Source organism: Lutimaribacter pacificus, assembly GCF_900142185.1.
GTDB lineage: Bacteria > Pseudomonadota > Alphaproteobacteria > Rhodobacterales > Rhodobacteraceae > Lutimaribacter > Lutimaribacter pacificus.
This window is the reverse complement of record NZ_FQZZ01000015.1, coordinates 1-13,850: the sequence shown is the minus strand read 5'-3', so window position 1 is coordinate 13,850 and position 13,850 is coordinate 1. Positions and strand designations below refer to the sequence as shown.

19 protein-coding genes and 1 pseudogene are annotated in these 13,850 nt (G+C 56.2%); 7 read left to right on the top strand and 13 right to left on the bottom strand.

Annotation, left to right across the window (positions count from 1 at the left end; genetic code table 11):
• Nucleotides 1-3 precede the first annotated feature (3 nt).
• The 11 genes from F3H87_RS22195 to F3H87_RS20735 all read right to left on the bottom strand — a co-directional run bounded on the left by F3H87_RS22195 (nucleotide 4) and on the right by F3H87_RS20735 (nucleotide 7,250).
• Nucleotides 4-186 (bottom strand): hypothetical protein, encoded by a 183-nt coding sequence (locus tag F3H87_RS22195; RefSeq protein ID WP_149789813.1) that lies wholly within the window; start codon nucleotides 184-186, stop codon nucleotides 4-6.
• A gap of 254 nt (nucleotides 187-440) precedes the next feature.
• Nucleotides 441-1,178, bottom strand: a complete 738-nt coding sequence (locus F3H87_RS20780) for a PP2C family protein-serine/threonine phosphatase (RefSeq protein WP_188129296.1) — start codon at nucleotides 1,176-1,178, stop codon at nucleotides 441-443.
• A 1-nt stretch (nucleotide 1,179) separates the two neighbouring features.
• A complete protein-coding gene (locus tag F3H87_RS20775; protein WP_149789786.1) occupies nucleotides 1,180-1,887 on the bottom strand; it encodes a hypothetical protein in 708 nt (235 codons plus the stop codon).
• On the bottom strand, nucleotides 1,884-2,453 hold the full coding sequence (locus F3H87_RS20770; protein WP_149789785.1) for a hypothetical protein: 570 nt from the start codon (nucleotides 2,451-2,453) through the stop codon (nucleotides 1,884-1,886). Before F3H87_RS20770 ends, F3H87_RS20775 begins: the two co-directional genes overlap by 4 nt.
• Nucleotides 2,454-2,668: 215 nt before the next feature.
• Nucleotides 2,669-4,288: a relaxase/mobilization nuclease domain-containing protein gene (locus tag F3H87_RS20765; RefSeq protein ID WP_149789784.1), complete on the bottom strand. Its 1,620-nt coding sequence runs from the start codon at nucleotides 4,286-4,288 to the stop codon at nucleotides 2,669-2,671.
• On the bottom strand, nucleotides 4,285-4,638 hold the full coding sequence (locus F3H87_RS20760; RefSeq protein WP_149789783.1) for a plasmid mobilization protein: 354 nt from the start codon (nucleotides 4,636-4,638) through the stop codon (nucleotides 4,285-4,287). Before F3H87_RS20760 ends, F3H87_RS20765 begins: the two co-directional genes overlap by 4 nt.
• Before the next feature lie 722 nt (nucleotides 4,639-5,360).
• Nucleotides 5,361-5,936, bottom strand: a complete 576-nt coding sequence (locus tag F3H87_RS20755) for a hypothetical protein (protein ID WP_149789782.1) — start codon at nucleotides 5,934-5,936, stop codon at nucleotides 5,361-5,363.
• A gap of 190 nt (nucleotides 5,937-6,126) precedes the next feature.
• Nucleotides 6,127-6,426 (bottom strand): hypothetical protein, encoded by a 300-nt coding sequence (locus tag F3H87_RS20750; protein ID WP_149789781.1) that lies wholly within the window; start codon nucleotides 6,424-6,426, stop codon nucleotides 6,127-6,129.
• Nucleotides 6,423-6,653 carry a hypothetical protein gene (locus F3H87_RS20745; RefSeq protein WP_149789780.1) on the bottom strand — a complete coding sequence of 77 codons (231 nt, stop codon included), beginning with the start codon at nucleotides 6,651-6,653 and terminating at the stop codon, nucleotides 6,423-6,425. Before F3H87_RS20745 ends, F3H87_RS20750 begins: the two co-directional genes overlap by 4 nt.
• Entirely contained in the window at nucleotides 6,650-7,009 is a 360-nt protein-coding gene (locus F3H87_RS20740) for a DUF2958 domain-containing protein (protein WP_149789779.1), read from the bottom strand. Before F3H87_RS20740 ends, F3H87_RS20745 begins: the two co-directional genes overlap by 4 nt.
• A gap of 4 nt (nucleotides 7,010-7,013) precedes the next feature.
• A complete protein-coding gene (locus F3H87_RS20735; RefSeq protein WP_149789778.1) occupies nucleotides 7,014-7,250 on the bottom strand; it encodes a hypothetical protein in 237 nt (78 codons plus the stop codon).
• A 405-nt stretch (nucleotides 7,251-7,655) separates the two neighbouring features.
• Between F3H87_RS20735 and F3H87_RS20730 the strand changes: the two genes are divergently transcribed.
• On the top strand, nucleotides 7,656-7,988 hold the full coding sequence (locus F3H87_RS20730) for a low molecular weight protein tyrosine phosphatase family protein (RefSeq protein ID WP_149789777.1): 333 nt from the start codon (nucleotides 7,656-7,658) through the stop codon (nucleotides 7,986-7,988).
• Nucleotides 7,989-8,070: 82 nt separating this feature from the next.
• Nucleotides 8,071-8,433: a hypothetical protein gene (locus F3H87_RS20725; protein WP_149789776.1), complete on the top strand. Its 363-nt coding sequence runs from the start codon at nucleotides 8,071-8,073 to the stop codon at nucleotides 8,431-8,433.
• Nucleotides 8,434-8,441: 8 nt separating this feature from the next.
• Here the strand turns inward: F3H87_RS20725 and F3H87_RS20720 are convergent, their stop codons facing one another.
• A complete protein-coding gene (locus tag F3H87_RS20720; RefSeq protein ID WP_149789775.1) occupies nucleotides 8,442-9,275 on the bottom strand; it encodes a hypothetical protein in 834 nt (277 codons plus the stop codon).
• A gap of 83 nt (nucleotides 9,276-9,358) precedes the next feature.
• On the opposite strand from F3H87_RS20720, the gene F3H87_RS20715 reads away from it, so the two are divergent.
• The 5 genes from F3H87_RS20715 to F3H87_RS20695 all read left to right on the top strand — a co-directional run bounded on the left by F3H87_RS20715 (nucleotide 9,359) and on the right by F3H87_RS20695 (nucleotide 13,415).
• Nucleotides 9,359-10,975, top strand: a complete 1,617-nt coding sequence (locus tag F3H87_RS20715; protein ID WP_188129295.1) for a type IV secretory system conjugative DNA transfer family protein — start codon at nucleotides 9,359-9,361, stop codon at nucleotides 10,973-10,975.
• Nucleotides 10,975-11,469 (top strand): hypothetical protein, encoded by a 495-nt coding sequence (locus F3H87_RS20710; protein ID WP_149789773.1) that lies wholly within the window; start codon nucleotides 10,975-10,977, stop codon nucleotides 11,467-11,469. The genes F3H87_RS20715 and F3H87_RS20710 overlap by 1 nt, the downstream gene beginning before the upstream one ends.
• 30 nt (nucleotides 11,470-11,499) lie before the next feature.
• Nucleotides 11,500-11,748 carry an H-NS histone family protein gene (locus F3H87_RS20705; RefSeq protein ID WP_149789772.1) on the top strand — a complete coding sequence of 83 codons (249 nt, stop codon included), beginning with the start codon at nucleotides 11,500-11,502 and terminating at the stop codon, nucleotides 11,746-11,748.
• A gap of 25 nt (nucleotides 11,749-11,773) precedes the next feature.
• Nucleotides 11,774-12,028: a hypothetical protein gene (locus tag F3H87_RS20700; protein WP_149789771.1), complete on the top strand. Its 255-nt coding sequence runs from the start codon at nucleotides 11,774-11,776 to the stop codon at nucleotides 12,026-12,028.
• Between the two features lie 121 nt (nucleotides 12,029-12,149).
• Nucleotides 12,150-13,415, top strand: a complete 1,266-nt coding sequence (locus F3H87_RS20695) for an SEL1-like repeat protein (RefSeq protein ID WP_149789770.1) — start codon at nucleotides 12,150-12,152, stop codon at nucleotides 13,413-13,415.
• 123 nt (nucleotides 13,416-13,538) lie between these two features.
• Here F3H87_RS20695 and F3H87_RS20690 read toward each other — a convergent pair.
• A pseudogene (locus F3H87_RS20690) lies at nucleotides 13,539-13,757 on the bottom strand (zincin-like metallopeptidase domain-containing protein); the annotation flags it as partial.
• Between the last annotated feature and the right edge of the window lie 93 nt (nucleotides 13,758-13,850).

Sequence of the window (13,850 nt, the reverse complement as noted above, 5' to 3'; positions counted from 1 at the left end):
GCTCTATTTCTCTCTCAGTTTGTTTTTATTGGCGCGAAGCTCGATTTCCGCTGTGTGCTCCTCGACATATCTGCGCATGAATTCTCTGATGACCTGTGCCGCGGGTTTGTCATCCGCGGCGCAAGCCTCAAGAAAGCTTTGGCGCAACTCTCGCTGCACCCTGATGCGAAGTCCAGCATCTTTCATCATCGCGTAGTGTATCCAATGGATACACTTTTGTGTAGTGGATTTCTCGATTATTCCCAGAAGCTTATCGCCCTGCTTCGCCGGAGCCGTCCGTCACCCCTCACTCGCTGATGGGGGTGCGGTGGCGTACAAGACGCAGGGCGCATAAGCCCGCTCTGCTTTGCTGGTGGGTTCAGAGGCAAGACTTTCTAAAAAATTCAATGCTTCCGTTGCTTGTAACGCTGAACAAACTGGGGGTTGATGGAGCGCCATGATCACGATCCCTCGGCATCTCCTATGTAGAGGTTTCCGAACGCCTCTCCGCTGACCGCGTTTGCTCTGCCAGCAACCTGCCGCAGGATCAGGGCACTGCAATCATCCCTCTCCTGGTGGTTTCCATCCGGCACTTCATCGCCCTCCAGAAATCTCGCTTGCGTGTCCCGGGAAAGCTCGGCCCAGAAACCGTCTGTGGCCAGAACAAGGTCCTGTTCTTCTTCTAAGCGTATCTCGGAAACGTCAGGAGCTGCGAATTCACGGCTGCGAAAACTGCGCGTCAGACGATGTCTGACAGGCGTCTGCGCGATGTCTGCGACTGACAGGTCACCGGTCACGTTGGCCAGGGTATGGGGCTGGGCCTGCCAAGTAATATCTGTTGGGCCTTGGCAAGTTCCGGCCAGGCAATCTCCTGAGTGCAGTATCTGGGTGGCACCGTCGCTTTCGACAAGCGCTATTACTAGGCTTGCCGAATCCTTCCGGTAGTTCGTCGATAGATCACCATGGATTTCCTGTAACCGGTCCGTAACGGTCTGGGGCGTCACCTGCTCAGAACTTATGAACCAGTCGATTAAATCACGCGCGATAGCTCGGGCGAATTCACCGCTATTGGCTCCGGATGTCGAACCATCAAGAACTATAGCCAAAGCGGACTCGTCGCGCAGGCCGACACCGCAACAATCTCGGTTATCACATGTGAGAGTTCCTCGTTCGCTGCGCCAGACAATCTCGACCGCCATGCTACGCTTCACCATCACATGTGGCCAAGGCGTCTAGTCGGTCGCGAACGAGATCGGCGCGGCCCTCGGGTCCTCTGATATTTCCGTCAAGAAAGCCATCGTAATCATAGTGCTTCTGAAAGTCGCGAAGGGTCGCCGCAATAAATGCTCTGATATCGCCATCTGCCGCCTGAATCTCGCCGATCAGCTCTTCCCGTCCATCCACGACGATTAGGATATCTTCAAGATCATGGCTGCCGAGCGGATCGTCGCCGCCCCGACCTAGATATGCTTCGAGTTTGGTGGCGACAAAGAGCGGCGGCGTAAGACATTTGATCTCCTGTCCGCCTGGTAGATGGCGCGTCGCTGCCGTTTCGATGCCCTTGGCATACCAGCGATTTGAAAACCCGAGGATGGCTTCATCGTCGGGCATGAAATCGACTTTGAGATCGCCAAGTCGCATGCGGCATATGACATTATCTTCCGGTGAGACGGAAAAACCTTTTTGCCGTAACTGCTCCTGTAACTGTGCCCATGCGCCATAGCCTGCCAGATCGACAATCAGGTCGACATCATCGGTCGCCCGCACGTCCTCAAGTGTAATGGGGTCGGTAATGAAGAGCGCTGTTGTGCAGCCACCGACAAAAACGAGACGCTCACGAAGATCATCGCCGATCGCCTCGGCGACGGTTTCTAGCATGTGCAGCAACTGGCCCTGAACGGTTGTCATCGTTTAAGCAACCTTTCTTTGAGACGTTCAGCCGCAAGATTGGATTCTCGTTGTTTACCGAGACGAATGGCATCGACGAGAGCGAGATATTCGTAGAGCCGCTCGTCACTTTTCGCGGCCTCTGGCACGGATTTGAACAGGGGCTCAATCGATTGGCCGCGTTCGTTACCTTGCGCATACGGCCAGACATAGATGTCCTCTCCGGCGCTCATAAGTTGCCCTTCCAGCATCGGCGCGGCGAAAGCTGTCGGAAGACCGCGAGACATGGAGCCAGGCTTGACCGGGAACACGAACTTCATGCCATGCGCGATGAACTCATAGAGGTTTCGGCGGCTGGGTTTCGCACGTCCGCTCTTGCGATCTTTTGTGGCAAGACCCGACTCAAGGCTTCGATTGAGTGACGCGCTCACTTCAGTCTTGCTGATGCCGAGAGACGCACCTAAACCGCGTACGGAAAAAGGCTCCTCGCGCCCCGATACGCCATCAGCATCGTCAAGAAGACCGGAGTCTTCTTGTTCCTGTAGGCTCACTAGTTTGAGCAGTATGACGATGTCTTGGCTTTTCATTCAATTTCCAACAAGTGTCCTCTGTCCGCGGACTAAGGACAGTTAATCACAAACCGGACATCCTGTCAAACATTCACCCGTGCAAGCTATTGAAACTTCGAATCTAATTTGGATGCAGGCGGGCGTTCACAGGCATTCACGCTGCACGAAACACCGAAGACAAACACATTCAGCAGCACTCCAAACGAGCCGTTCGATATTAGCTTCGGCGCTCATCAATCACCGCGGCGATAACCGTAACCGCCACGGCCACGCCCCTGTTTGATGCCTTTGTCTTTCGCGCGCTGCTTCCAGCTCCGTTTCTTTTTGTGACCGCCGTCATCATCCCCGCCATGATCACCATCATCATCGTAGTGATGATCACCGACCGCCTCGTGATTGAATTCACTCTGGAAGGCGTATTCCTCTAGAAGACGCGGATCAGTACGCATGGTTTCGCCAGATAGCGCCGTGCGCCGCGCTTCTTCGCGCTTGCGCTCAAGTTCCATCATCCGGCGCAAGGCCTCCCGCTTAAGATCACGCTCAAGCGACGCGCGCTCGCGCTTTTCGATCTTCTCGATCGCCCGCTTGCGACCGGCCAGCGCAACACGTTCACGCGCATGCCGCCGGGCAAGCGCCTGCTGTTCAAGGCGATGCCTATCACGCGGATCAAGCCCGGTTTTTTCGGTGATGTGACCGAGCACAGAACGCAGCGCCGGACGCTCTGAAATCAGATCGGCGACCCGCGCGCGCATGCGGAACAAGAGTCCGCCGCTTTCGGCTTTTTGCGCAGCATCGAGCGCGAGTTTTTCATCCTGATGACGCGTCAGGACCCCTTGCTCGGCCTGCGCAAATTCCAACCGACGCTCGCGCTGCTGCGCTTCCATCGCCGTGCGTTTCTGATTGATGCTGCGCTTGAAACGCTCATCAACAGCATGCCGATCACCACCATGATCATCACGATCATGGCGTTCCTGTCCATGATCATCATGCTGACGATCATGCTGCGCGTCTTGCTGCTCACGCAGGCGTTCTTCCTGCGCTGAAAGTCGGGCTTTGGCCTGCTCTTGGGCCTGCGCAACACGCGGCAACCCCTCCATGTCGAGACCTGCCAGCCGTGCGTTGATCTCCTTGGCACGAACGCCTTTGACGTAGCGCGTCAGGCTATGCACATCGCCGAATTTATCGACGATGACAAAGGCGCGGCTATCGCCTTTGGCAAGCACATAACCTTTCTCTTCGAGCGCGTTCACGAAGGCGGCGGCACTGTCCGCCTGCGCGTAAGCAGCCGTGATTTCTTCGCGCCGCTGCTCCGGGCTGATGCCGGTCTTCTTGGCGTTCGCCATTTCACCAAGCGTGGGCTCAAGCTTTTCGTCAAACTGCCGGTTTTTCTCTTTCCAGGCCTTGAGCCCTTCGGGCAGATCATGCCCGAATTTCTCGGCCAGGATGACCGCCATATCGCAGAGCTTAGCCTTGTAGAACGAGTCCGGGATCGCTTTCATCTGCGCAGCATCGATGCGCGACCAGACGACATGAGCGTGCTCACGCCCGTCTTTTTCATGGAAGACGACAGCGCGCGGCTGCCCGTCAAACCCCAGCCGTTTTTCGATGGCGTCGATTGCCTCGAAATACTGCTCACGCGTCAGCGCTTCATGGGGGTTGATGGACAGGGAAAAGAGCGGCTTCTGGGCACGCGTGCCGGTGGCAATCAGCTCGATCTCCGCAAAAGCGCCATGCAGATCATCTGCGATCGTGCCGCGCACTTCGCCAAGCTCGGCGCGTTCGTTGTCGTAGCCGTTCATGAGATGGGTAGCGAGATCGGTGCCGTTCGCGCGGGCGCTGCCTTTGAGGATCATGGCGTCCTCCCGAGCGAGTTGAACAGCGCCACACGCAGCTCGGAAAGATCGCGCTGCGCAGCCTCGATGGCATCGGAAAGCTGATCGAGATCACCGGCCTCGGCAGCCTGCCGCATGGCGCACGCCATAGGCCCGAGCGCCGCTAGTAACCGCGCAGCCATTTCGCGATCAAGCGGCGGCGTGCGCGCCGCTCTTGCGGGCTTCTGATCGAGAAGAGCGAAACGGATCAGGGCAGACACAGACAGACCGGCGGCATCGGCTTGCTGCTTTACGAGCTTGGCTTCCTGCTCGCTAAAGCGCGCCTTAAGAATGATCTGGCGCTCTCTGTTATTGCTTCCGCTGCCAGCCATGTCGTTCACCTGGTTGTCTGCTCTCGGGCATCCGCCTGCAGGGGCGTTTCCCTGCTCGTGATCCAACACCGAAATGTTGGTCGATGGAGTTCCAAGAGGAGAGCCGACATCTCCCTTTTGGTTGCCGTCCAGGGCGCAAATTGCCCTGGTGCATGGGTTCAGTCCGGATGGGAGAGGCATGTCTCCAAAGCTCCGGTCGATGGTGCAGGAGAGTGAAATCTCCTGCTCTGGTTTCCAAAGGGCACGAAGGCTCTTTGGTCGTGGTGCAGCACCGAAATGCTGCTGTGGCGTGCCATGGGAGAACGATTCGTCTTCCCTACGGTCTCGCCACACGAGCGGGGGATGGAACGGGGGCGGCTCTTGAGCCCCCTTCCCAAGATGGCGCGGTGCCACCGCGCACATCTTGTATCGCTCACAAACGACCTATGGTTTCTATTTTACGGGGGCAATATTAGGGAATTCTTAACACCTGCTCCGCATCCTGCGCTCAGCAAGCGATCCCTTTGATTTGCAGTCGTTTTTACCGCAAATTTTGCGACAGGACAAGAGTTGGACACGCCTCTTTCGCCCTGTTGGGATCGCTGGCTTCGCGGGTTGAAGCGGATCGGGACGGACAGGCACGCACGAAGCGGGCCACCGTCCTGATCCTTGCCGATCAGGCAAATCCAGACATGAAAAAGCCCCTACGGTTTCCCGCAGAGACTTTGGGATTAGTGCGTCAATTAGCGTGGCTGTGGCGCTTGTGTTTGTGTTGGTGCAAATGTCCTGGCATGAGCGATTGCGCGGCCAATGCCTGCAAGCAAGTCTCGCTTATCTGCGTCATCAACGAGTTCATAGTCTTCACGACTGCTGCGGCCTTTCTCTTCATCGGCTAGCAGACGGGGAAACCAGGAGTCGTGTTGAACCCATTGGCTCATCTCTTTGGTGCGATAGAACGGTCCGGCCAAGAGAAACTTGTCCACAGCGGCGGCGACATCGACGGTTTGTTCGTCATTCTGCATGCGCGTAATTTCATTGTAAACGGAGTCCAAATAGACGGACACCTCGATTTGCAACGCTGTTTCTTCGCCAAGCTGAAGTAACAAGAACTGGGCGCATTCGGGGGTTTCAGGATCGATCTTGCGCTCACCAGCCGTGAACGCGACATCAACATCAGCCGCCGCGATGGAGGCTGTGATGAACTCGGATAACTCGCCCACAACGTGGTCAAACCGCGCTTGGATCGCTTCAGCTTGCGACATGCACTCTGTCATGACATCTGCTGGTGAAACATTGAAAAACGTACTGGTCAAACTCATTACTCATCCTCTTGATAAAAAAGAATGAAAATACCTGACCGCACATGAATTATGCAAACTAATTCTCCAAGCCATTGAAGCAGCATATAAAACTTGGGTGCAAAATTTGTCTCTTGCTGACCGAACCGTGACACGGCGCCTCTGTCATCGACGTCCCGTGGCCGATAACCGACGGGGCGCCGCACGCAGGTTAGAAAAGACTGAGCTGTTTGCTCTGCTCGACGTGGCGTTGCCACGCTTCGCTCTGCGCTTCGTGATCGAGCCAGGCGATGGCGAACGCAACGGGATCGCCGTGATCTTCGACCGCCTCGCGGCTGGTGAAGTGCGAGCGGTAGCCGGTCTCGGTGACGGGCAGTTTTACCCGCCCGTCACTGATCAGTTCGAGATGGGCGACTGGGTATTTGGACGAGTTCGTCCAGTTCGGCGCCCAGCGGATTTCGATACCGATGCCCTGCCACTCGATGCGGAAAGTTTGGTAGGTGCTGCTCATGGCGCACCTACCTTCGCAACGCGGTATCGGTCGGTATCGAATGCTTCAGGGTGCGTTTGACCGGCGGTGATTTCGTCCCAGAGATCGTCCAGGTACTCATCCAAAGCCGCCTGCGCTTCGGCGCTGGTTGCGAATGTCTCGTATTCGACCGTTCCGTCATGGTGCTCGATGTGCCAGGTGTTCAACCAGCCATCGCAAAGCGTGTATGTTTGGACCTCGTATCTCATGCGACAATCCTCCCGTTCGCTCTAGCCAGATCGGCATAGGCCGACAGGCTACGCTGCGGGCGGAAGTGCCGGTCGCGTTCCGGCGGCAAGCCGAACGCGCCGCGCAGTCCTTCGATCTCGCTGATGCGCACGCTGCCAAGCTCGGGGCAGCCGAAGCCGAGGTCGCATAGACCGAAGGCGAGATCGGGGTCGTCGGGATCGAGCTCTGATATCAACCAGGTGCAATTCGCATCCGGGGTGAAGAGCTTGACCACCGGCATATGGTCGGGTTCCTCCTGTCCTTCGAGCTGGGCCGCGCTTGTCGCACGGCCTTGCTCGATCAGCTTTTCGGTATGTTCGGTAAGAAGGAGTTTCATCGGATCAGCCCTCCTTGCCGGGTTTGAAGGTTGCGGGCAGGATTACCAGGCGGCCTTCGGTAGCGGCCAGCGGCGTGCGCAGCGCACCCTTGAAGCCGGTGCCGGATTTTGTCGGCCACAGGCCTGAAAGCTCGGTCCAGTGCGTTTCGCCATCCGGCGTGTCCTGCACCAGCCATGCCCGGAATTTCGGGCGCGTGCCTGCGGATTTGGTTTGATCGTTGGTTTCGTGTTCAGTCGTCATTTCAAGTCTCCTTGGTAAATTGGGCCAGCCCCATGCCAGCCGATGCGGATGCGACCGGCGCATGCGTCGGGGCGGCTGCAACGCTTTGTTGGGGGGACCGTCTCGCCGAAGCCTTGGCGAAGGCGGACGGGGGAGCCGACAAAGCAAGTTGCGGCCATCAGCCCCGCGTTATGCGTCAGCTTCCAGCACGGTCTGGCGATGCGGGCGGCTACCAATGGCAGGAGACGGGCACGACTGATGCCGCGCGAAACCCAAACCACGACAGTCAGGCGCGCTTGATGTAAATGGCGGGATCAGGACACGCCGGAAGGCGCGGTATGGCACCATCCATAGGCCGAGCCCTTTCAAAATCCGCAGGATGAATTTTGCACTGCGCAACCGCGCATGGCTTGCTAAACTGCCGCCATGCGTATCCTGTTCGTTTGCACCGCCAACAAGCTAAGGAGCCCGACGGCTGAAGATGTCTTTCGGGATTATCCGGGCATTGAAGCGATATCGGCTGGTACGGACTCGGAAGCACCGCGCCCGTTGACCAAGGACCTGGTCGCTTCTGCCGACATGATATTTGCGATGGAAACCCATCACCGCGAACGCATCCGGAAGAAATTCAAGCAGCGCCCGCCTGACAACATGATCGTCACGCTGCATATCCCTGACGAGTATGAGCGCGGTGATCCGGAACTTGTGGAATTGCTGGAAGATCGGGTGACGCTGCGGCTGCTCGAAAGCGATGATTAGATGGGATGCCGGGCAGGATTGATCTCGGCCTCCGTCTTTATGATGGCGGACAGGCACATGTCTGGTCTGCTATGATCCCGTCATGAAAGCATGGATCATCAAATGGGATTGGATCGGCGACCATGCGGCAGTCAAGCAACCAATCGTCGCCATTCTGAGCGCAAGAAAATCTCCGGAAACCGTTCGAAACTATGTCGAGCTTTTGTATGGGTCGCAGCAAAGCCTGCACGATCAGCTTGATATTGCGCGGTACAACAAGCCAAGGACAAATCCGAACCCGGCGGAGTTTGCTGGCAATTGGGCTGGCGCCATCACCTGTGGACACAATCCGTTTTTGGAGGCGTTCTTGGCTGATGACGTAAAAGTTCTAAAGGCGGCCGATGGCACGGAAGATGTTGTCTATGTGCGACGCAAACCGCCAGCTGCTGTTACAAAGGAACGGTAAGATGCCATCTACTGATCGGCATTATCGGTTTTGACCCGCACAAGCTCGATCTCGTAATCCGGAAACAACGGATCGGCGCTATCGCGCGTGTAGACGCGTCCGATCCCGCCGTTGAAATTCAACTCTCCGCGCAGAGTCAGCGGGTCATCGTTGACTTGGTAGAGACGATAGAGCCGCGATTCCAAGACCGATTTGGTCGCCATCAGGAAGCGCGGCACCGCGCGTTCAGTATGACCGAACGGCACAAAGACACCTGCATCTACCGCCTCCGGCATGCGGTTAGGAAACGCCGTGACCTGTGGATCAATTGACAGGTTAAAAATCGCTTCAGAGACAAGAAGCGCATCATACTTATCGAGCGGCCTTAGCTCGATAGTGCCGTAAGCGATCTTATCCGTCAGTTCCGCAACCGGCTGCGGCTTGAACTCCCACGCAGATAGCGTCGTGACCTGTGCTTCCCCTTCGTCAACTTCGGCACGCCGGTCATAGCTGACATAGGCATGGTAACGCCCGGCCAGTGGTTTCAGATCAATCTTACGCAAATAGGGGCGCGAGAAGAACGCTGCGAGCGTGGCCGCGCTCTCTTCGATCTGCGGCGGTGGCACCTTGCGAAGATACCGCGCCACTGCGCCTATGAAATCGTCGGTCTGGCGGTGCTCACCATCCAGAAACCGTGCCACGCGCTTGCGCCCGGCATCGCCGTCCAGGGCATAGCCGGTCTCTTGCATAATCTTCAGCGCAACACCCTGCGGCTTTAGCCGCAGCGCATCGGCATAATCGGCAAGCGCCTTGCGCAGCCTTTCACGCTCTTCATCCGAATAGGTCTCTGTTGGGTATGCCATACCCCGTGTCCAGCTTGTGTCCGCGCATTTTTCGATTCTGTGCCCATAATAGGAAGCCAGCAGAGAAACGAAAGGGTCGCACAATGGCTGGCAGCTTCCTCGCATATACCGCCGCAGGCGTTCTGGGTCTCGGCCTTCTGAGCTGGCGCTTTAACAAGGATCGCACGACCTTTGGGAGTGCGAGCTGGCTCAAGCCCTGGGATGCCATGAAGGCAGGCCTGTTCAAAAAGCGCGGCATCCTGGTCGGTGACTGGACCGGTCTTCTGCCGGTCTACTACCAGGACACACACGCCTTCACCTGCGGCGAGTCCGGCAGCGGCAAAGGCGCCTGCGCCATCGTCCCGAACGCACTCCTTGCCCCCTTTGCCTTTCTCAATGATCCGGGCGGCGAGAACACCGCCATCGCGATCAAGGCCTGGCGCAAGAAGGGCTATGAGGTCATGGTCATCAATCCGTTCGGCATGTTCACCGAAGCGCCGTGGGCGCTGCCGACGCATGGGTTTAATCCGGTTGATACGCTCGACCCGAATGAACGCACCTTTGCATCCAGCGCGAAGCTGATCGCTGAACAGTTGATCTCGCGCAGCGGCAATGAGTCCGGCAACAGCAAGTTCTTCAAGGACGCTGCTGAAAGCTTCCTGCAGGCAGCGCTCATGTTTATGGCGCGCCACTATCCGAAGCAAGACCGCCATCTCGGCACGCTGTTCGATCTCGCCTATGCCGGTCCCGATGAATGGGAAAACCTGCTGCAAAAGATGCAGGACCGTCCTGACTGTCAGGACCTCGTGGGCAAGATAGCCTCGGCCATGAACCGGCGTGAGGAACAGGCGTCTGAGGAATTCTCGGCGATCATGTCCACGATCCAGCAAGATTTGGCGTGGCTGGGCGATCCGGTCGTGCAGGAAAACCTGAAGCGCAGCGATGTAGATTTTGCCGCGCTCAAAGGCACGACGAAGGACGGCAAGCGCGTTAAAGGCGCAATCATCGCCGTGGTCCTGCCGCTGGAATTCAATGAAAGCCACGCGGCCATCCCGCGCCTTGCGCTCGGCTGTGCCATCCAGGAGATGCAGCGCCTGCCGACGGCGCGCGAGAAGGTGCTGTTCATCATCGATGAGGCGGCTGCCCTCGGCAAGGTCACACGGTTTCCGAACTGGCTGGCCACGCTGCGCAAATACAATGTCGTGCTCTGGCCGATCTTTCAGAACCTTGGCCAGGTCGAAGACCTCTATGGCAAGGGCTGGCAAACATTCCTTGCGAATTGCGGCCTCCGACAATTCATCGGGGTGGGTGATCTGCAAACGGCAGAGCATGTCACCAAGCTGCTCGGTCAGCTGACGGTCAAAACCCAAAGCTTGAACCATGAGGGTAAACTCACCGAGTCCGAAGCGCGCCGCGCGCTGATGGATATCGATGAAATCCTCTACGCCCCGAGCAAGGACCAGCTTGTCTTCACAGGCAAGAACCGCCCGGCGGTGCTTAAAAAGACGCCCTATTGGGTCAGACCGGAACTGCGTGGGCTGTTTCACCGCAACCCGTATCGGAAGAAGAAGAGCCCGTTCACCTTCGGCACCAGTGCCAAGGTTCTCAAGGGTCAGCTCTTCTACGCGCTGATCTGGCTTCTGGCCCCGCATCCCATCGCCAAGGCGCTGTACCTGATCTGCGCTGCAGGCCTCGCCGCACAATATTGGGGGACTTTCTGATGGAATTTATCATCGTTCTCTTTTTCGCCTTGGTGATCGGGGCGGGCATCATCTTCGCCGTCATCGGCATCCTCGCCGTACTCGGCGGCGCAGCCCTGCTGTTCGTCCGGTTTGTGCTGCCGCCGCTTCTGCTCACGGCCGCCGCGCTCACCCTGCGCGGCGCAGCGGCAGCCACAATTATCACCATCGCGACGATCCGCGAGATGACCGGCCATGCCGCACGCGGCGTGGCGATCTGGGAAGGACAGCCGCATTGGCAACAGCAAGCGCAAGAGCGCGTACGCCAGGAACAGAGCGTGCCGGTCATCGATAGCTGGGAGTCCGCCTGCACCTTGCTCGGCCTGCCGACTGAAGGCTTCGCCAAGCCGGAACTCTCCCGCGCCTATCGCCAGGCCATCGTCACCGCCCATCCGGATGTCGGGGGCAATCCGGCGCTAGCCAAGGCGCTCAACGTCGCCCGCGACCTGATCCGCCAACAACAGGGCTGGGCCTAACCCCAGCCCGAAACGAGAAGGAGCAAGACCATGCACGAACAGACACAGCACACCCCGAACCCGACACCACAGCCGATCGACACCAAAGCGCTCGATCAGGCGTCAGACGATGCTTTGCACGATCTGATCGGCAAGGCCCAAGCGCTGCTCACCCAGCGTGAGAACAGCCGCAAGCGCGAGGCCATCTTCAAGATTAAGGAACTGGCGAAGGCGCATGGTCTGGATGTTACAATCGAGCCCACGAAACGCGGTCGCGGTCGTCCCCGCAAGAAAGATTAACCCTGCAATAAAAGGAGAAAACGGCATGGTTGTTGAAGGTATCCGCGCCAGAAAGAAAGAGCGCAGCCGCACCGTCGATATTACATTCACGGTTCATGTCGAGACATATCTGAACATGACCAAGAACGCCGATGCAGGATGCCACCCTGATACGCTCGACTACATCGCCGGTAGGCTGAATTTGGTGTTCATCGATGATGCGTCGCGAACGCAAAAGCCAAAGGACGCACAAGAAGAGGTTAGACCCAGTTTCGACGGGACTGACGGGATTCCATTTTAGATTCAAGATGTGCCGTCTGTGCTGCGGCGCCGACGGCGCTTCAAAAATTTGTTTATAAATTTAGAGAAAAATGAGAGACTTCTGTGTCCGTTAATACTAATTAAATAATATCCATAAAGTCATGTATAAAAAATTCTGTTTTGGTGCGATTCTTTCTATGGCGCTTATTGCGTATCATTCACCAGTCAATGCAAGTGAAGAAGCATTTGATCTCTTTGGTGCGGTAGCGCAGTTTATTGACGAGTTACCTTCCGAGGAAAAAAACTCCGATGATATCGATTGGAATAGTCCACCTTCGGAGCAACCTAGTCCTGGAGTAGGCAAAAAACGAGATCAGCAAGAATCTGCAAAGGTAAATGACAGCGCTGTTGTTCCTGAAGACTATGAGTCAGCGCCAAAGACAGAACGCGCCAGAGCATTCTTGCAGGCGTTTCAGGACGGCCATGAGATTGCGGCGTGGTATCTGTGCGTTGAGGTGTCCAAACGGCATACAGATTTAGACATTATCAAGTGGTGCAGAAAAGCGGCGGAGAAGGACTTCACAACGCCAAGTTTCGCATTGGGCACGCTATACCTCCAGCGGAGCGTTGAGTTGGACATCCCAAACGCATCAGATCTTGCGATGGCAGAGAAGGTCTCCCGACAAGCGATTCAAAACTGTCAGTATGATCTGAGTAGTGATTCAAAGCTGATCGATGAGATCAATTTGTTCCGTGCAGCTTTGCCTTTTCAAGACCCCGATGGCAAATTTTCTGTTGAAAAATTTCTTGAAAAAGAGAGGGGTGCATGCATCGAGTCGCACGTGATGATGTATCACGTTCTAACTATCTCCTCGCTTATTTCTAATATCGATGAAGTTGAGGCAAGATCAATTTATGACGAAGCATTCAATCATTTAACGATTGCAGCTGATATGGGAAATGCTGAATCCATGCACCTGATTTCTCAAAGCTTCTTAAGTGATGCCGGTGATGGCTTTAACCTCCAGAAAGCAATCGAGTGGGAGACCAAAGCCTTATCCTCTGGATTAAGCATTGAAAGGTTACCAATCAGAGATCTTGTAGATGTGCCCATCGAACTATTTCGGCAGCCAGTCCTTCTAAGGGCTGGCATCGACGATGTCGGGGCCAATCTTGGTTATATTTCATACTGCCTAGCCTTCAACTCCTTCTTGGAAGACCAAGGCCCGCGACGAGTTCAAGCAAGAAGATCGCCTTTGTCCGACAATATTACGATCATGACTGAAGTAAATCGTAAAGACCTTTGGATTCGCCTCAAGCAATACGATGGGTATCTTCTCATATCAAAAATCGGAATAGGAGGAATAACCGGATCATCATTCGGTGATGCAGTCCAGATACTTGGCGCGATTATGCATGAGTGCTGAAGATCGTCGCATATTTGTTGAAGCGGAATCAACCAACAAGTACATTTTCCTGGTTAGTTGGCTTATGTGTGCCTTAGCATCCCGAAATTATTCGGAACGCAATCAATGTCTTCCTAAGGCCGCCTATATGGCAACCTCTGTCGCATCGTCTTCGTCGATCAAGGGCTGCAGGCCATGCAGGAAATCCGCTGCGCGCTGCGCGTGCGCTGAAGCCGTAAAGATCGCGCGCTTATCGTCCTTCAGGACTTTCAGCCAGCTACCGATATAGGCGGCGTGATCTTCGCGATCTTCGAGCGTTAATCCGAGATCGGCACAAAGGAACGCAGCGCCCAACTCCGCCACATATCCTGACAGTCCAGCCCCATTCTGAAATTTTCCGGCAATGAGAACGGTTTTGGTCATGCCGCTACCTCCTCTGCATGGGGCTGCTGCGCA